Annotated in this window: 16 protein-coding genes; all 16 read right to left on the reverse strand. The window is 64.9% G+C overall.

What is annotated here, in order from left to right:
* Nucleotides 1-50 precede the first annotated feature (50 nt).
* Nucleotides 51-929, reverse strand: a complete 879-nt coding sequence (locus GGD61_RS18030) for an SMP-30/gluconolactonase/LRE family protein (RefSeq protein ID WP_177237116.1) — start codon at nucleotides 927-929, stop codon at nucleotides 51-53.
* On the reverse strand, nucleotides 929-2,005 hold the full coding sequence (locus tag GGD61_RS18035; protein WP_183230960.1) for an aldose epimerase family protein: 1,077 nt from the start codon (nucleotides 2,003-2,005) through the stop codon (nucleotides 929-931). Before GGD61_RS18035 ends, GGD61_RS18030 begins: the two co-directional genes overlap by 1 nt.
* Nucleotides 2,006-2,007: 2 nt before the next feature.
* Nucleotides 2,008-2,934 (reverse strand): Gfo/Idh/MocA family protein, encoded by a 927-nt coding sequence (locus GGD61_RS18040; protein ID WP_183230961.1) that lies wholly within the window; start codon nucleotides 2,932-2,934, stop codon nucleotides 2,008-2,010.
* Nucleotides 2,931-3,695 (reverse strand): FadR/GntR family transcriptional regulator, encoded by a 765-nt coding sequence (locus GGD61_RS18045; protein WP_092256316.1) that lies wholly within the window; start codon nucleotides 3,693-3,695, stop codon nucleotides 2,931-2,933. The genes GGD61_RS18040 and GGD61_RS18045 overlap by 4 nt, the downstream gene beginning before the upstream one ends.
* Nucleotides 3,692-4,672 carry a galactofuranose ABC transporter, permease protein YjfF gene (gene yjfF / locus GGD61_RS18050; RefSeq protein WP_183230962.1) on the reverse strand — a complete coding sequence of 327 codons (981 nt, stop codon included), beginning with the start codon at nucleotides 4,670-4,672 and terminating at the stop codon, nucleotides 3,692-3,694. The genes GGD61_RS18045 and yjfF overlap by 4 nt, the downstream gene beginning before the upstream one ends.
* Complete coding sequence (locus tag GGD61_RS18055) at nucleotides 4,669-5,661, reverse strand: ABC transporter permease (RefSeq protein WP_183230963.1); 993 nt, start codon at nucleotides 5,659-5,661, stop codon at nucleotides 4,669-4,671. The genes yjfF and GGD61_RS18055 overlap by 4 nt, the downstream gene beginning before the upstream one ends.
* Nucleotides 5,658-7,202, reverse strand: a complete 1,545-nt coding sequence (locus GGD61_RS18060; RefSeq protein ID WP_183230964.1) for a sugar ABC transporter ATP-binding protein — start codon at nucleotides 7,200-7,202, stop codon at nucleotides 5,658-5,660. Before GGD61_RS18060 ends, GGD61_RS18055 begins: the two co-directional genes overlap by 4 nt.
* Nucleotides 7,203-7,319: 117 nt before the next feature.
* On the reverse strand, nucleotides 7,320-8,285 hold the full coding sequence (ytfQ, locus tag GGD61_RS18065) for a galactofuranose ABC transporter, galactofuranose-binding protein YtfQ (protein WP_183230965.1): 966 nt from the start codon (nucleotides 8,283-8,285) through the stop codon (nucleotides 7,320-7,322).
* Between the two features lie 380 nt (nucleotides 8,286-8,665).
* Nucleotides 8,666-9,838, reverse strand: coding sequence for a fumarylacetoacetate hydrolase family protein (locus GGD61_RS18070; protein WP_183230966.1), 1,173 nt, complete (start codon nucleotides 9,836-9,838; stop codon nucleotides 8,666-8,668).
* Between the two features lie 95 nt (nucleotides 9,839-9,933).
* The gene (locus GGD61_RS18075; protein WP_183230967.1) at nucleotides 9,934-10,992 is read right to left on the reverse strand and encodes a putative sulfate exporter family transporter; all 1,059 of its coding nucleotides are present in this window, start codon (nucleotides 10,990-10,992) and stop codon (nucleotides 9,934-9,936) included.
* Nucleotides 10,993-11,103: 111 nt separating this feature from the next.
* Nucleotides 11,104-11,322: a hypothetical protein gene (locus GGD61_RS18080; protein ID WP_018315898.1), complete on the reverse strand. Its 219-nt coding sequence runs from the start codon at nucleotides 11,320-11,322 to the stop codon at nucleotides 11,104-11,106.
* 165 nt (nucleotides 11,323-11,487) lie between these two features.
* The gene (locus GGD61_RS18085) at nucleotides 11,488-12,201 is read right to left on the reverse strand and encodes an ABC transporter ATP-binding protein (RefSeq protein ID WP_179737504.1); all 714 of its coding nucleotides are present in this window, start codon (nucleotides 12,199-12,201) and stop codon (nucleotides 11,488-11,490) included.
* Nucleotides 12,198-12,953 (reverse strand): ABC transporter ATP-binding protein, encoded by a 756-nt coding sequence (locus GGD61_RS18090; RefSeq protein ID WP_183230968.1) that lies wholly within the window; start codon nucleotides 12,951-12,953, stop codon nucleotides 12,198-12,200. The genes GGD61_RS18085 and GGD61_RS18090 overlap by 4 nt, the downstream gene beginning before the upstream one ends.
* A 2-nt stretch (nucleotides 12,954-12,955) precedes the next feature.
* Complete coding sequence (locus GGD61_RS18095; RefSeq protein WP_183230969.1) at nucleotides 12,956-13,975, reverse strand: branched-chain amino acid ABC transporter permease; 1,020 nt, start codon at nucleotides 13,973-13,975, stop codon at nucleotides 12,956-12,958.
* Nucleotides 13,972-14,874 (reverse strand): branched-chain amino acid ABC transporter permease, encoded by a 903-nt coding sequence (locus GGD61_RS18100; RefSeq protein ID WP_092256348.1) that lies wholly within the window; start codon nucleotides 14,872-14,874, stop codon nucleotides 13,972-13,974. The genes GGD61_RS18095 and GGD61_RS18100 overlap by 4 nt, the downstream gene beginning before the upstream one ends.
* A gap of 89 nt (nucleotides 14,875-14,963) precedes the next feature.
* Nucleotides 14,964-16,223: an ABC transporter substrate-binding protein gene (locus GGD61_RS18105; protein ID WP_092256350.1), complete on the reverse strand. Its 1,260-nt coding sequence runs from the start codon at nucleotides 16,221-16,223 to the stop codon at nucleotides 14,964-14,966.
* Nucleotides 16,224-16,412: the final 189 nt, after the last annotated feature.

Raw genomic sequence — 16,412 nt, forward strand, 5'->3', positions numbered from 1 at the left:
ACTGTTTCTTGATGTCGTCGAGAACGTCGTCGTGGACTGCCTCTGGTCTCCTATGCGAGCTTGACGTCGGGCTCCGCGCGACCGCGCGCGGATGGCTCCAATAGAAAAGTGCAACCGGCTTGCGGATCGGCGGCGCGTGCCGCCGCGTCCATATCCTGCCACGCTGACGTGACAAGGAGGCGCGACAGATCAGGGCCGACGAAAGCGGGGCAGCTTGCCTGCTTTGCCGGCACGCTCAGCGAGCGCAGACGCTCGCCTTGCGGAGAATAGACATCGATCCGGCTCGCGCCCCAGCAGGCATTCCAGATGTTTCCGTCGGCATCGCACACTGAGCCATCGAGGCCGCCGATACCGGTGTGTCGCAACAGCACCTCCGGCTCGCCGCGCGGCAGGCCGGTCGCGGGATTGAGCGGGACTGCGTAGAGCACGGCGCGTGCGGTGTCGGTGAAATAGCCAATGGCACCGTCCGGCGAGAAGCAGATCGAATTGGGAATGCTGATGCCGGGAAACAGCGTCGAGATCTTGCCGCGATGGAACGCGTAGATCGCCCCCGCCTTCGGCTCGGCCTTCTTGCCCATGGTGCCGATCCAGAACGTGCCGGACTGGTGCACACGGCAATCATTGGAGCGCGTGGCAGGATTGTCCGCCTCGAGCGGACAGAACAGCGTCATCGCGCCATCGGCGAGCGTGCGGATATAGAGACCGTCCTCGGCGACGATCAGCTGGCGCTCGGCATCGATGCGCCCGAGCGCACTCGCCATCCGGCCAAGCGCGTGGACGCGGATGCTGCCGCTGTCGAGTTGCGCCTCGAACAGCCGTCCCTCGCGAATGTCGAACCACCAGGCGGTGTCTGTGGTCACGTCATAGGTCGGGCCCTCGCCGAGATGACAGGGATCGTCCGAGAGAACTGATGTCGGCACCTGTTCCATCATGACGCCCTCACACCGAAGCGATAGACCGTGTGATGCCGATAAACTCCGCCGGGATCGAGGCGCGGGCTCGGGAAATCCGGCCGGTTCGGCGCGTCAGGCCAGATGTGCGGCTCCAGGCACATGGCATCCGATTGCCGGATCAGCTTGCCGCCCTTCCCCGAAATCGTGCCGTCGAGATAGTTGCCGGAATAGACTTGCAGGCCGGGTTGGTTGGTGAACAGCTCCATGACGCGCCCCGCGCGCGATGCCTCCAGCCGCGCCGCGAGCGCAAGCTTGCCTTCGCGCGCAAGGCAGTAGGTGTGGTCGTAACCCCTGCCGTTGCGCAATTGCTCATCGCTCTGCCGGATGCGCTCGCCAACTTGCCGAGGCTCGCGGAAGTCGAACGGCGTTCCCGCCACCGCGCGCGGCGGTCCAGGCAGCGGAATGGCGGTGGGGTCGATGGCGAGGAAATGCTCGGCGGCGACCGTCAGCCTGTGATCGAGAATGGGCGTACCTGACGTCGCGCCTTCCAGATTGAAGAAGCTGTGGTTGGTGAGGTTGACGATGGTGGGACGGTCGGTCCGCGCCTCCATGCTCAACGACAATTCGGTCGGGCCGGTGACGCGATAGGTCAGGCGGACATCGAGCTGGCCGGGATAATTCTCCTCGCCATGCGGGCTCGTGTAGGTGAGTGTCACCGCGGGCTCGGCGCCGTCGTCGATCTCCGCAATCTGCCAGAGCTTGCGGTCAAATCCATCGAGGCCGCCGTGCAGTGCGTTCGGGCCGTTGTTGACCGGGAGCTGCACCGTTTCACCGTCGAGCGAGAACTGTCCGTTGGCAATGCGGTTGGCGTAGCGGCCGACGGTGGCCCCAAGGAACTTTCGCTCCGCGAGATAGCCGGCGAACGCATCATGGCCGAGCACGACATCGTCGTGACCGCCCTTCGCATCCGGCGCAATCAGCGCCTGGATCACCGCGCCGTGGGTGATGATGCGCGCCTCGAAGCCGCCCTCGCCGCGCAGCACGATGCGCTCGACTTCGCGGCCGTCAGGCAGTGTTCCGAAGATGTCTTTTGTGATTTTTGATGCGGCCATGTCTAATCCACAAACGGTTCGACCACGGTGCGCCTGCCGAGCAGGAAGGCGTCGGCGACGAGGCGAAGCGGCGTCAGATCGACGTCGCTTGCGCCGGTCGCCGCGAGCTCGACGAAGCGCCGGTAGAGTCCGCGATATTCCTCATCGGGCGCCTCGGCAAGCACCTTGCCGTCGACCACCATCCGCGCGCCACCGCTGGACAAAGTCATCCGGCCCTGGTCGGTTTCGACGACGATATCCCAGCTCTGCGGTCCGGTCTGGCGGAAATCGAACTCGGCGGTGACAGCAAGGCCATCGATGTCGGTCAGCGTCAGGTTCGCCGCAATCGGCGCCTGGCAATTGGCGGGAAACGCCAGCTCGGCCGCGGTGACGAACACAGGCTTCGGCAGGATCCTGGTCAGGATCGACAGCGCATTGATGCCGGGATCGAACACGCCGAGGCCGCCCGGCTCCCAGATCCAGCCCTGCCCGGGATGCCAGACGCGGACATCTTCCTTCCAGCTGATGTGCACCGACTTGATGCGACGCTCAGTGAGCCATTGCCGCGCGGGCTCGACCGCCGGCGCATGGCGTGAATGCCAGGTCGCAAACAGCGTGCGCTTTGCCTCCGCCGCCATCGCGATCAGCGGATCGAGCTCGGCGACACCGATGCCCGGCGGCTTCTCCAGCATGACATGCTTGCCGGCGGCGAGCGCCGCGGCCGCCTGCGCGCGCCTCACCTGCGGCGGCGTGCAGAGCGAGACCGCATCGATCGGCGGTCCCTTTTCCAGCAGCTCCTCGATGGTCGCGAAATGCGGCAGTCCCGGCAGCGAGGCGTTACGGCTGGCAATCGCCGCCAGCGCCGCGCCCGGCACGGCGGCGATCGCGCCGACATGCTGGTCACGCGCGATCTTGCCGAAGCCAACGATGGCGATGCGAAGTTCCGTCACGATCTCTCTCCAGATTCCACGGAGGCCGGTGCGCTCTCGATGACCGTGCCCTCATGGCGATGCATGCCGTTGTGAATGACGAAAATCATCGCCTCGGAGGCGGCCTCCGCATCGCCGACCGCAATCGCATCGACGATCTTCTGGTGCCAGAGCAGCACCGTGTCGCGGTCCTCCAATTCGACCGGCGCGCTCAGCAGGAACGAGGCGCGAAGCGCGGCCTCGATGACGTGGCCGATCGAGCGCATGAACAGGTTGCCGGAGGCGCGCGCCACGGCGACGTGAAGTGCGAGGTCGGCATCGGCAAAGCCGACCGAATCGGACGCTTCGAGCCGCATGCGCTCCATGCTGCGCCGAAGGTCGGCCAGATCCTCCTCCGACCGCTGCTTGGCCGCCAGCATGGCCGCGCGCGGCTCGACCGCGAGACGGATCTCGGCGAGGTCATTGAGGAAACGCTTGTCGATACCGGCGTCCAGATGCCAGGCCAGCACGTCGGCATCGAACATGTTCCAGGCGGCGCGTTCGCGCACGACGGTTCCGACGCGCGCCTTGGTGGTCAGCAGGCCCTTGGCGACTAGGGTCTTCACGCTCTCCCGCAGCACCGGCCGCGACACGCCGAACATCGCGATCATCTCGGCATCACCAGGCAGGCGCGTCCCTTCCGCGTAGCGGCCGGCGATGATGTCGACGCCAATCGAGCGGGCGACCTCCGCATGGTTGGAGTGAGCCCGCCGCGTCGGGATGACGACGATGCGCGATGTCATGTGGCGGCTCCTGCGCTCTTCGCCAGCGGCCGGCGCGCGAGCGCGACGAGACCCTGCTGCAAGGCAATGAAGGCGAACAGCAAGATGCCGGTCGCGATCTTGGTCCACCAGCTCGACAGCGTGCCGTCGAAATTGATGTAGGTTTGGATCAGGCCCTGGATCAGCACGCCGAGGAAAGTACCGATCACCGAGCCCTGCCCGCCCGTGAGCAGCGTGCCGCCGATCACGACGGCCGCGATGGTGTCGAGCTCGACGCCGACGGCGGAAAGCGAATAGCCGGCGCTGGTGTAGAACGAGAAGACGATGCCGGCGATGCCTGCGAGCAGGCCCGACAGCATGTAGATCTTCACCGTCATCTTGCCGACCGCAACGCCCATCAGGCTCGCGGTCGTCCGGCTGCCGCCGAGCGCATAGACATTGGCGCCGAACCGGGTGAGATGCAGCAGCAAGGCTCCGCCGATCACGATCGCGAGCATGATGATCGCAATCGCCGTCAACCGCCCGCCACCCGGCAATCGCAAGGCGAAGTCCGACACGGTGGAATAGATCGGCGCGGTGATCGGTATGGATTCGGTGGAGAGCAGGAAGCTCGCTCCGCGCGCCAGGAACATGCCGGCGAGCGTCACGATGAAGGGTGGCAAATCAAAGACATGGATCACCGCGCCCATCGCCGCACCGAAGGCCGCCGAGAGTGCGAGAACGGCGACGAAAGCAACCAGCGGCGGCATGCCCCAGCGCTCGATCGCGAGCGCAACAAAGACGGTGGTGAAGCCGATCACCGAGCCGACCGAGAGATCGATGCCGCCGGAGATGATGACGAAGGTCATGCCGGCCGCGACGATGCCGAGGAAAGCGTTGTCGGTGAGCAGATTGCCGACGACGCGGGTCGAGGCGATGTTGGGAAACTGCACCGCGCATGCGGCGAAGCCCGCGACCAGCACGATCGCCGTGATGAGGGCGGGCGGCAGACCTCTCATGCTTTCGTCCTCCGCAGCCGCGCGGCGATGCCGGCAAAACCGGTCAGCTTGGGCGATTGCAACAACAGCACAGTGAGCACCACCACCGCCTTGACCAGCAGGTTGAACTCCGGCGGATAGCCGGACAAAAGGATGCCGGTGTTCATGGTCTGGATGATCAGCGCGCCGAGGACGGCCAGCACGAGGCTGAAGCGGCCGCCGAACAACGAAGTGCCGCCGATCACCACGGCCAGGATCGCATCGAGCTCGAGCCAGAGGCCGGCATTGTTTGCGTCCGCCCCCATGATGTCGGCCGCCGCGATCACGCCGGCCAGCGCGGCGCAGACGCCGCACCAGACATAGACCGACAGGATCATCGCACGGGTGCCGACGCCGGCAAGCTCGCTCGCCCGCGCGTTGCCGCCGGTCGCCTCGATCAGGAGCCCGAGCGCGGAGCCACGCACCACCGCGCCGGTCAGGATGAGCATGCCCAGGGCAATCACCACCGGTACCGGCAGGCCGAGCACCGAGCCATTTCCGAGCCAGACCAGATCCGGCGAGGAGAACGTCACGATGCGTCCCTCGGTGATGAGCTGGGCGATGCCGCGTCCCGCCACCATCAAAATCAACGTCGCCACGATCGGCTGCATGCCGAGCACCGCGACGAGGAAGCCGTTCCACAGGCCGCAAATCAAGCCCGCGCCGAGTGCTGCCGCCAGCACGACGGCCAGACTGTGAGTGTCGGCGAGGCTCGCCGCAATCGCGCCCGCGATCGCCATGACGGCGCCGACCGACAGATCGATGCCGCGCGTCGCGATCACCAGCACCATGCCGAGTGACAACAGTGCTACCGGCGTGCCGCGATTGAGCACGTCGATCAGGCTGCCGAACAGACGGCCGTCCTGCAGGCGCAGGTCGAAGAATTGCGGCGACACCACGCGATCGACCGCGAGGATGACGATCAGCGCCAGGATCTGGGCAAGGCCGCGGCGCGGCAGCAGCGTTGTCATGTGTGGGCCTCAAGCGCAACAGCGACGCTATCGGCAGCAATGGCGGCGAGAATGTTGCCGACGTCGATCGCCTCGCCCGCGAGCTCCTCGATATGGGCGCGGTCGCGCAGCACGACGACGCGGTCCGAATAGGTCACGATCTCGTCGAGCTCGGAGGAGATCACGAGCAGCGAAAGCCCGTCGTCGCAGAGCTCGCGGATCAGGCGGATGATTTCGGCATGCGCGCCGACATCGATGCCGCGGGTCGGCTCGTCCAGCACGAGAAGCCGCGGCGAGGTCGCGAGCCAGCGCGCCAGCAACACCTTTTGCTGGTTGCCGCCGGACAACAGGCCGACGGGGCGCTCAGCATCGGGCGGGCGGATGTCGAGCATCTTGACATAGCGGCGCGCGAGCTCGTCCTGCTCGCGGCGCGACAGCGGCCGATGCAGGCCGCGCTTGGCCTGGAGCGCGAGCACGATGTTCTCGCGCACGGTGAGCTCGGCGACGATGCCGTCGGTCTTGCGCTCCTCCGGGCAATAGCCAAAGCCGTGGCGGACGCCGTCGCGGGGCGACTGCAGCCGCACCGGCGCACCCTCCACCTTCGCCTTCCCGCCATCGGCGCGCTCGGCGCCGAACACCAGCCGCGCCGTCTCGGTCCGGCCCGAGCCGAGCAGCCCGGCGAGACCGACGACCTCGCCATGGCGCAGCTCGAGATTGAACGGCGCGACATAGCCGGCCTTGCCGTAATTCTCGAAACTCGCGCAGATTTCGCGCACCTTGTGCTCGCCCACTGATGCGCGCGCGCTGGTGGTTTCGGCCAATTCGCGGCCGAGCATCAGCCGGATCAGCTCGAGCCGGGGCAGCGAGGCGGTCTCGCGCTCGCCGACGAGGCGGCCGTTACGCAGCACCGTGATGCGATCGGAGATCTCATAGACCTGATCGAGGAAGTGGCTGACGAAGACGATGCCGATACCGCGCTTCGCGAGCTGCCGCATGATGCCGAACAGGATCTCGACCTCGTGGCGGTCGAGGCTCGCGGTGGGCTCGTCCAGGATCAGCACGCGCGCGGAGAGATCGACGGCGCGAGCGATCGCGGTGACGTGCTGCACAGCGACCGAATAGCTGCTGAGCGGCGCGGCCACGTCGATGTCGAGGCCAAACTCCGCAAGCAGCGCCTTGGCGCGGCGGCGCATCTCGCCCTCGCGCACGATGCCGAAGCGCATCGGCTGGCGATCGAGGAACAGGTTCTGCGCCACCGACAGGTTCGGCAGCAGGTTGACTTCCTGGTAGACGGTGGCAATGCCCGCTGCCAGCGCTGCCTTGGCCGAGCGCGGCGCGACCTCTTCACCGCCGATCCTGACGATGCCGGCATCACGCGGGAATACGCCGGTGACGACCTTGATCAGCGTGGATTTGCCGGCGCCGTTCTCGCCGAGCAGCGCATGGATCTCGCCGGCGCGCAGCGTGAAGTCGACCTCCTGCAGCGCGCGCACAGCGCCAAAGCTTTTGCTGATCCCGCGCACCTCAAGGAGGGGCAGAGCAGGATCGGGGCTGTTCTGCATGGCAAATTCACTCCCACGGGTGCCCGCCATTGAAGCGGACACCCAGCCTAGCCGTTCGTGCAGCGGTTTCGAAGGGGGATCGCCGGACCACTGGAGGCGGTCCGGCACGGAGCCCCCTCAGTAACCGAGGCCCTTCTTGCTGTCGTAGATCTTCTGCGGATCATCGGCGGCAGTATAGAGCTTGGACTCGGTCTGGATCCATTTCGGCGGAACCGTGCCCTTGCCCTTGAAGGCTGCGACGGCATCGAGCGCCGGGCCCGCCATGTTCGGCGTCAGCTCCACCGTGGCGTTCGCTTCGCCGGCAACCATCGCCTTGAAGATATCGGGGACCGCGTCGATCGAAACGGTGAGGACGTCCTTGCCGGGCTTGAGGCCGGCTTCCTTCATCGCCTGAATCGCGCCCACCATCATGTCGTCGTTGTGGGCGTAGACTGCGCAGATGTTCTTGCCGCCGCCTTCGGCCTTGATGAAGCTTTCCATCACCTCCTTGCCCTTGGCGCGGGTGAAGTCGCCGGTCTGGCTGCGCACCACCTTCAGGTTCGCGTGCTTGGCGATGGCGGTGTCGAAGCCTTTCTTGCGGTTGGTGGCGACGCTGGCGCCGACCGTGCCCTGCAGCTCGACGATGTTGCAGGCCTTGGCGCCGACCGTCTTGGCCAGCCAGTCGCCGGCGACCTCGCCTTCATGCACGCTGTCCGAGGTTACGGCGGTGAGATAGAGCTCCTTGCCGGAGGGATCGATGTCGCGGTCGAGCAGCACGACCGGGATCTTGGCTTCCTTGGCCTCCTTCAGCACCGAGTCCCAGCCGGTCGAGACCACGGGCGCGAGGAAGATCGCATCGACGTTCTGCGCGATGAAGGAGCGGATCGCCTTGATCTGGTTCTCCTGCTTCTGCTGCGCATCGGCGATCTTGAGATTGACTTTGCGCTTGGCGGCCTCCTGCTTGGAGACCGACGTCTCGGCGGCGCGCCAGCCGGATTCCGATCCGATCTGCGAGAAGCCGATGGTGAGCTCGGCGGCATTCGCCGGCACCGCGAGCAACAAGGCGGCCGTGGCGCTGGCCGCAAAGAGGGCTTTGAGGATCATCAGGCGAGTCTCCCAAGATGTTATCCGGGGCGCCTATTGGTAGCATGGCACCCGCAGGCCGGCCTTTGAGGCGGCGGGAGGGACTATTTCACGGAAGATGGGTTCCGACTAGTCATATTATTTGACTATTTGGAGGAAATTGCGCCGAACGGCGGCAAGCGGTTTCTAAGACACGCCAAGCGCGATTTTGTTCCACAGATGCAACGGGAAGATGAAGGAAGTTTGTGGTTGGGTCCAGCCGCGGACACCGTCATGGCCGGGCTTGTCCCGGCCATCGACGCCTCATCTCGCATGACGAAGAACGTTGATGCCCGGGACAAGCCCGGGCATGACGGCCCCATAGACGTTCGCTTGGGAGGTCAGCTGCGAGACGTGATGCGCTAAATCAGCTTCCGCTGCGCCAGGTTCTTCATCAGCGCACCGATGCCGAAGGTCCAGGGCTCGCACTCGTCGCTGGTGCGCATCCGGTTGACGAGCTTGCCGAGTTGCGGCGCTGCGATCGTGACGATGTCGTCGCGCTTGTGGGTGAACCCCTGCCCCGGCGCATCGCGATCCTTGACCGGCGCGAACATCGTGCCGAGGAACAGCACGAAGCCATCAGGGTATTGATGCACCTTGCCGATGGTCTGCTCGACCAGATCGGTCGGATCACGGCTGATCTTGCTGATCGAGGAATGGCCGTCGAGAACGAAGCCGTCCGCCCCCTTCACGTTCAGGCTGATGTCGAGCTTGCGCGCGTCGTCGAGCGTAAAGCTGTCGTCGAACAGGCGCAGCAGCGGTCCGATCGCGCAGGAGGCGTTGTTGTCCTTGGCCTTCGACAGCAGCAGCGCGGAGCGTCCTTCGAAGTCGCGCAGATTCACGTCGTTGCCGAGTGCGCCGCCGACGATCTTGCCGCGGCTCGACACGAACAGCACGAACTCCGGCTCCGGGTTGTTCCAGGTCGATTTCGGATGCAGGCCGGCATCCATGCCGGTGCCGACCGAGGACATGGTCGGCGCCTTGGTGAAGACTTCGGCATCGGGACCGATGCCAACCTCGAGATATTGGCTCCAGGCGTTCTGATCGATCAGCACCTGCTTCAGATGCATCGCCTGGTCGGAGCCCGGCTTGAGCTTTGACAAATCGTCGCCGATCAGCCGCGTCACTTCCTTGCGGATCGCTTCAGCAGAGGCCGGATTGCCCTTCGCCCGCTCCTCAATCACGCGCTCCAGCATCGAGATGGCAAAAGTCACGCCGGCCGCCTTCAGCGTCTGCAGGTCCACGGGCGCAAGCAGCCACGGCTTTTGGCGATCGCGCTGGTCCGGCGCCGTGTTGGCCACGATGGCGTCGAGATCGCCGATGTGCTCGCCCTTGGTCAGGCTCAGCGCCTTGGCCGGATTGTCCTCTTCGCAGAGCGCGCTGATGGTCGGAAATCTTGCGGTGACGTCGAACACGCCATCGCCACGGACGGCGACCACGGCCGGACCGTTCGCCTGCGGCAGCCAGACGCGGCCGGCGAGTGTGCCGCGTGTTCCGTCCTCGGGGAGAAGGTCTTTCACCGTCAATGTCGTCATGGCCGCGCCCTCACTGTTTCTCGGATCAGCCGCAGCCGATCATATTGGCGAAGACCAATAAACGTCTGGCGGGGGAAGTCCAGAGAGCGAGCCCCTCACTTGAACCAATGCACCAGTGCGATGCTGATGCCGAGCAGCAGCATCAGCGACAGCGTCACCGCGGCCGTCACCCGCCCGCCGACATTGGCGAGCACGCGCACGTCGACGCCGAGTCCGAGGGCCGCCATCGACACCACAGTGAGAAAACTCGTGATCTTGGTCACCGGCCCAACCACCGTCCCCGGCACGATCTCGAGGGAACGCAAGGTCGCCAGCGCCAGAAAGCCGAGGATGAACCAGGGCACGAGGCGGAAGAAGCCGACGCTGGTCTTCTTGGCATCGCTCTGCCAGCGCGAGGCAACCAGCGACAGGCCGACGACGACCGGCCCGAGCATCAGCACACGCATCAGCTTCACGAGCGTGCCGATCTGCGTCGAGACGAGCCCGGCCGGGACCGTCGCGGCCAGCACCTGCGGCACCGCATAGACCGTGAGGCCGGCGAGGATGCCGTATTGCGTGGCAGACAATTGCAACAGCGGAATCAGCAGCGGCAGGCCGAGCACCATCATCACGCCAAGGATCGCGGTGAAGGAGATCGAGGATGCGATCTCGTCATTGTTGGCGCCGATAATCGGCGCCACGGCGGCGATCGCCGAATTGCCGCAGATCGAGTTGCCGCAGGCGATCAGGATCGACAGCCGCGTCGACAGGCCCAGCATCCGGCTAATGCCAAAGGACACGCAGAGTGCAATCACCACGACGGCTGCGATCGACGCCAGCAGCGCGACGCCGGAAGCCGCGATGGCGGCGAAGCTGATCGAGGCGCCCAGCAGCATGACCGCGACTTCGAGCAGCTGTTTCGCGCTGAAGGCGATGCCGGCCTGCCAGCGCGGCGCAGGTTTCCAGAAGCTGCGCAGGGCCATCCCGAGCAGGATCGCCATCACCAGCGCCTCGACATAGGGATGCTCGAACACCCCGAGCTCAGCCCTTTCGAGCAGGGCCGAGACACCGGCGACGGCGATACAGAGGAGGATGCCTGGAATCAGCGCGAAAATACGGCTCGCGGCGGTGGCCGGCTTGGCATCGGCCGGGCTGGATGCTTGATTCTGCGACACAAATCTCTCCCAGGGGAGAAAGATTTATACGCAGCGCCAGCTCAATGGGGAATAAGTTTTCGACATATCAGGGCCGAGGGAAGTTCTGTCCTCAACCCGGAATAAACGGCCTCAGAAGATCAGGCTCTTGGCGAGCGAGGCCACACGGCTGAACCCGTCGTAGACGCCGGGTTCGAAGAACGCTGCACGCGCGAGCACAATTCCGGCCACGAGCGACCAGAACAGGCCGGTGCCGACCCGCAACAGGAGCTTTGACGCGCGCGACTTCGGCTGGGCATCCGTTGCGGACACCAATTGCTCGCCGAAGGGCTCAAATCCAGTGCGTTCCATAGCAGGCCAATCCATCAATTCGTGGCTGAAATGTCGTCTTTTCGACCCCAAACAGCAATGGAAGCGATTGGCTTTTTTGGTCCCCCGCGGGGAAACTCCTTCCGCCGGAATGACCCCGGACAACCGTTTTCTTCTTCGGGCCTATTCGGGCACCGCCCGCCCGGCTCAAAGGGCCAGATAACGCCGGCGGATCGCCTCATTGGCTTTCAGCTCGTCGATTCCGGCGGCGTAGACGATCTGGCCCTTGTCGATGATCGTGGCGTGGCTCGCGAGCCCCAGGCAGAAATGCATGTTCTGCTCGGCGATCAGCACGGTCGATCCGATGCTTCGAAGCTGCCGCAACAGCTCGCCGATCCGCTGCACGATGATCGGCGCGAGCCCCTCGCTCGGCTCGTCCAGCAGCAACAGCGCCGGATTGCCCATCAGCGTGCGCGCGATGGCCAGCATCTGCTGCTCGCCGCCCGAAAGACGCCCGGCAATGCGATGGCGCAGCGGCTCCAGCAGCGGGAAGACCTCATAGATGCGCCTGATCGGCCATTCGTCCTGGCCCTCCGGCCCCTTCTTCTTTCCGATCACGAGATTGTCCTCGACGGTGTGCTCCGGAAAGATCTGGCGGTCCTCCGGCACGAAGCCGAGGCCGGCACGCGCGATATGGTGCGGCTTCCAGCCGGAGATCACCGAGCCGCGGAGGCTCACCCTGCCGCGCCGCGGCGGCGCCAGCCCCATGATCGCCTTCATGGTCGTGGACTTGCCGGCGCCGTTGCGGCCCAGCAGCGCCATGGTCTCGCCCTGCCGCACCGAGAGGCCGACGCCGAACAGGATCTGGCTGGTGCCGTAATAGACGTCGAGATCGACGACTTCGATGACGACAGAACTCATGCGGTCGCTCCCGCATGCTCGGTGCCAAGATAGGCCTCGATCACGGCGCTGTTGTTGCGGATCTCCTCGGGCGTGCCGGTCGCAAGAATGCGGCCATAGCAGAGCACGACGATTTTCGGCGCGATCTTGAACACGATGTCCATGTCGTGCTCGATGAAGACGACGGTGATCTTCTGGGTCTCCCAGAGCTCGCGCACCTTGTCGATCATGCGCCAGCGCTCTTCCGGCCCCATGCCGGCGGTCGGCTCGTCCAGCAGCAGCACTTTTGGTTCGAGCACCAGCGCTAGGGCAATATCGAGCAGCTTCTGATCGCCATGCGACAGTGTCGCGGCTGTGCGATGGCGTTTGCCCGCAAGGCCGAGCAGCTCCATCACGTGCTCGGCGCGGTCGCGTGTCTCCGGCAACGGAAAGCGCTTGTGCAGCACCGCGGACGAACGCTGGTCGGCGCTGACCGCAGCCAGCATGGTCTCCTGCACCGTCAGCGATTTGAAGATGCTCGCAACCTGGAATGCGCGGCCGATGCCGTGCCGGACGATCTCCGGCGGCGAGCGGCCGGCGAGATCGACTCCGTCGAGCAGCACCTGGCCGGTGTCAGGCTTCAACGCGCCGGTGATCAGATTGAAGAAGGTGCTCTTGCCGGCGCCGTTCGGACCGATCACCGCGGTGAGCGAGCCGTCGGGGAAATCGAGCGAGACGTCGTTGGTTGCCTTCACGCCGCCAAAGGACTTTGCGAGGTTGCGGATCTCCAGCATCGCTAGCGGCCCTCGCCTGCGTCGCGCCGCTGCGAAAACCATTCCGCGACGAAATCCAACAAGCCTTTGCGCAGGCCCAGCGCGAAGAACAGGATGACAACGCCGAGCACGATGCCATGGTACTCGGTGAACCGCGTCACGGTGTCGTTGAGCAGCAGCAAGAGCACGGTGCCGACCATCGGCCCGAGGAAGGTTGAGACACCGCCGAGCATGTTGATGAAGATGCCTTCACCCGAGATGGTCCAATAGGCGAATTCCGGATAGGCCCCGGAAACGAACAGCGCCATCACCATGCCGCCCATTGCCGCGAACAGCGCTGCCAGCACGAACACGGTGAGCTTGGCGCGCCAGACGTCGATGCCGAGGAAGCTCGCGCGCGCGGCATTGTCGCGGATCATCCGCAACGTGTAGCCGAACGGCGATTGCGCGATCTGGCGCATCGCGAGCAGGCCGAGGATCAACAGCGCGCAGCTCGTGACATAGAGATGGACGTGGTTGGCGAGATCAATGCCGAGAAAGACCGGTCGCGGAATGCCGCCGCGCAGGCCTTGGTCGCCGCCGGTGAAGGAAGCCCAGGACAGGATGGTCGAGTGGATCAGCATCTGGAAGGCGAGCGTGACGAAGGCGAAATAGATCTCCTTCAGCCGCACGCAGATCGCGCCGATGACGGCCGCGACGAGCGCCGTGATCGCCAGCGTCGCCACGAAGGCGACCGGAATAGGCACGCCGAGCTTCTGCATGATCAGGCCGAAACTGTAGGCGCCAAGGCCGAAGAACATGCCATGGCCGAACGAGGTCAGGCCGGTGTAGCCGACCAGGAGGTTGAGCGAGGTCGCGAATAGGCCGTAAGCCGAGCAGCGGATGACGAAATCAAGCAGCGCCTTGCTGCCCGTCAACAGCGGCACGCTCGCCAGCACGGCAAAGGCGACCAGCGCGATCAGGACGTCGCGATAACGTTGCAGCACCGAGCCACCGCGCACTGGTGCCAGCCCTTGCGCACGTCCGGCCTCCAGCTCGGTCATGCCGCCTCCTTGCCGAACAGGCCGGTGGGTTTCGAGACCAGCACGATCACCATGAACAGATACATCAAGCCTTCCGTGAACAGGGGAAAGCCGAGCGAGCCGAACGAGCGGATCAGGCCGAGCAGCAGCGCGCCGATCAGGGCACCCAGGATCGAGCCCATGCCGCCGATCACGGTGACGATGAAGGATTCGATCAGCACCGAAAATCCCATGCCGGGCGTCAGCGAGCGCACCGGTGCGGCGAGCGCACCCGCGAGCCCCGCCAGCATGCCGCCGAGCGCGAACACGCCGCCATAGATCAAGCCGGTGTTGATGCCGAGCGCGGACACCATGCCGGGATTCTGCGCGGCGGCGCGGATCACCTTGCCGATCCGGCTGCGCGACAGCCCGATGCCGAGCACGATCGCTGCGACCAGCGCGACACCGATCAGCAGCAGGTAATAAGGTGGCACCACGCCGCCGGCGATGAACAGCGGCATCACCTGGAACGCGGACGGCATGCCCATCGCCTTGAATTCGGGTCCCCAGATCAGGCGCACGACATCGTCGAAAATCAGCACGAAGGCGTAGCAGACGAGGAGCTGCATCAAGACGTCCGCGCCATAGACGCGGCTCATGAAGACGCGCTCGAAGATCAGGCCGAGAATGGCCGTGCCGGCCGCGCCCGCCAGCATCGCCAGCGCGAAACTGCCGGTGAGCTGATAGGCGGTCATCGCGAAATAGGCGCCGAACATGTAGAAGGCGCCGTGGCTGAAATTGACCACCTTGAGCACGCCGAAGATCAGCGTCAGCCCAACCGCGACCAGGAACAGCAGCATGCCGATGATGAGGCCGCTGGTGGTTTGCGTCACCAGGCAGGCGGAACTGGAGAGGCAGCCGGCAAGCGCGTCGAGATCCACGAGAGCACTTTCATTATCGGGCGCCTGACACGGCGCGAAAAATCAAACGAAACGGCGAAGACGGTCGCCCGCCTCCGCCGCGCATCAGATCAGGTGTAGCCCTTGCTCTTCTTCCACTCGGCCTCCAGCTCGAAGATCGTCTTCCAGTCGCCGGCCTTGACCTCCGGCACATACGGCTCCTGCGGGATCGTGGTGCCCCAGCCGATGGCGTAGCCGACCAGCGTGTGATCGTCGCCGCGCATCGTCACGGTGCCGTCGGCGCCGAACGGGCACTTGATGGTGAGGCCCTTCAGCGCCTCCGCGATCTTCTTGCCGTCGGCCGAGTTCGCCTTCTTCGAAGCTTCGGCCATCAACATGATGGCGGTGGCGTTCTCCCACGACCAGTTGGTCGGATATTCATTGTACTTCGCCTTGTAGGCGTCGCCCCAGGCGGCGTTTTCCGGCGTGGTCGGGAACGTCTTGATGTAACGGTTGCCGGAGTGGATGCCCTTGGGCAGGTTCTTCACGACAGTGAGCGCGGTGTAGTCGGCCATGTTGACCGCGAACACCTCCATCTGGCCGAACATCGCGTAGATGTTGGCCTGATCGATATAGGAGGTGAGATCGCCGCCCCACAGGCAGGAATAAAGCGCCTGGGGTTTGGCCTGAAGGATCTTCGTCACCACCTCGGTGTAGTCGGGCTGGAACAGCTTGGGCCAGGACTCGCTGATGATCTCGACCTCGGGCGCGAAGCGCTTCAGGTACAGCGTGAACTCCGCCGTTGTGTCGCGGCCATAGGCATAATCGGGCGAGCAGGTCGCCCATTTCTTCAGACCCTTGGTCTTGGCGATCGCCGCGGCATAGCTGCCGCCGATGATGGAATCGTGCACGCCCTGTCGCGCAGTGCGGAAGGCATTGGGAATGTGCTGCTTCGGGTCCGCAGTCAGCGACGAAGTTTCCGAATTGGTGTGGATGCAGAACACGCCGAGATCGCGTGCAACCTCATGCACCGCGAAGGCGCCAGACGAGGCTTCGGCGTCGATCAGCAGTTCACAGCCATCGGTATTCACGAGCTCGCGCGCGACGCGGGCGGCTTCCTGCGGCTGGCCCTTGGAATCGCGGATCACCATCTCGATCTGCCGGCCGGCCAGGCCGCCGGCGACGTTGACCTTCTCGACCTCGAGCATCACCGCATTGCGCGAGGACGTGCCGAGTTGCGCGACGCGTCCCGACAAAATCGTCGGCATGCCGATCTTGATAGTCTTGGCCTGAGCGCGCGCCACCCAGGGCGCGGCAAATGTCATCGCACCGGCGCCCATCAGCGCCAGTGTTGAACGGCGGCTGATGCCCGGTGTGCGGGTCCTCGTCATTTTTCCCTCCCTCTGTCGGGTCGGCGTGTCCTGATCCCTGTCGGAGATCGTCTCGTCTCCGTATTCCGGAGGATTTCAGAGGGCGGGGGGTGACGTCAAGCCAAAGATGAATTACGAGTCAGAATTCATCCAGGGAGGAAGCGAGGCCGGTAACAGGCCCAAGATCCGCAAAATGATCAATCTTTCGAG

The sequence above is a fragment of the Bradyrhizobium sp. SBR1B genome (assembly GCF_014198205.1).
Classification (GTDB): Bacteria; Pseudomonadota; Alphaproteobacteria; order Rhizobiales; family Xanthobacteraceae; genus Bradyrhizobium.

What these genes read in the sequence shown, in the direction of transcription:
- GGD61_RS18045 (WP_092256316.1), bottom strand. Translation starts at nt 3,695, where the DNA reads ATGACATCGCGCATCGTCGTCATCCCGACGCGGCGGGCTCACTCCAAC.
- GGD61_RS18035 (WP_183230960.1), bottom strand. Translation starts at nt 2,005, where the DNA reads ATGGCCGCATCAAAAATCACAAAAGACATCTTCGGAACACTGCCTGAC.
- GGD61_RS18060 (WP_183230964.1), bottom strand. Translation starts at nt 7,202, where the DNA reads ATGCAGAACAGCCCCGATCCTGCTCTGCCCCTCCTTGAGGTGCGCGGG.
- GGD61_RS18055 (WP_183230963.1), bottom strand. Translation starts at nt 5,661, where the DNA reads ATGACAACGCTGCTGCCGCGCCGCGGCCTTGCCCAGATCCTGGCGCTG.
- GGD61_RS18090 (WP_183230968.1), bottom strand. Translation starts at nt 12,953, where the DNA reads ATGCTGGAGATCCGCAACCTCGCAAAGTCCTTTGGCGGCGTGAAGGCA.
- GGD61_RS18095 (WP_183230969.1), bottom strand. Translation starts at nt 13,975, where the DNA reads ATGACCGAGCTGGAGGCCGGACGTGCGCAAGGGCTGGCACCAGTGCGC.
- yjfF (WP_183230962.1), bottom strand. Translation starts at nt 4,672, where the DNA reads ATGAGAGGTCTGCCGCCCGCCCTCATCACGGCGATCGTGCTGGTCGCG.
- GGD61_RS18085 (WP_179737504.1), bottom strand. Translation starts at nt 12,201, where the DNA reads ATGAGTTCTGTCGTCATCGAAGTCGTCGATCTCGACGTCTATTACGGC.
- GGD61_RS18030 (WP_177237116.1), bottom strand. Translation starts at nt 929, where the DNA reads ATGGAACAGGTGCCGACATCAGTTCTCTCGGACGATCCCTGTCATCTC.
- GGD61_RS18105 (WP_092256350.1), bottom strand. Translation starts at nt 16,223, where the DNA reads ATGACGAGGACCCGCACACCGGGCATCAGCCGCCGTTCAACACTGGCG.
- GGD61_RS18080 (WP_018315898.1), bottom strand. Translation starts at nt 11,322, where the DNA reads ATGGAACGCACTGGATTTGAGCCCTTCGGCGAGCAATTGGTGTCCGCA.
- GGD61_RS18070 (WP_183230966.1), bottom strand. Translation starts at nt 9,838, where the DNA reads ATGACGACATTGACGGTGAAAGACCTTCTCCCCGAGGACGGAACACGC.
- ytfQ (WP_183230965.1), bottom strand. Translation starts at nt 8,285, where the DNA reads ATGATCCTCAAAGCCCTCTTTGCGGCCAGCGCCACGGCCGCCTTGTTG.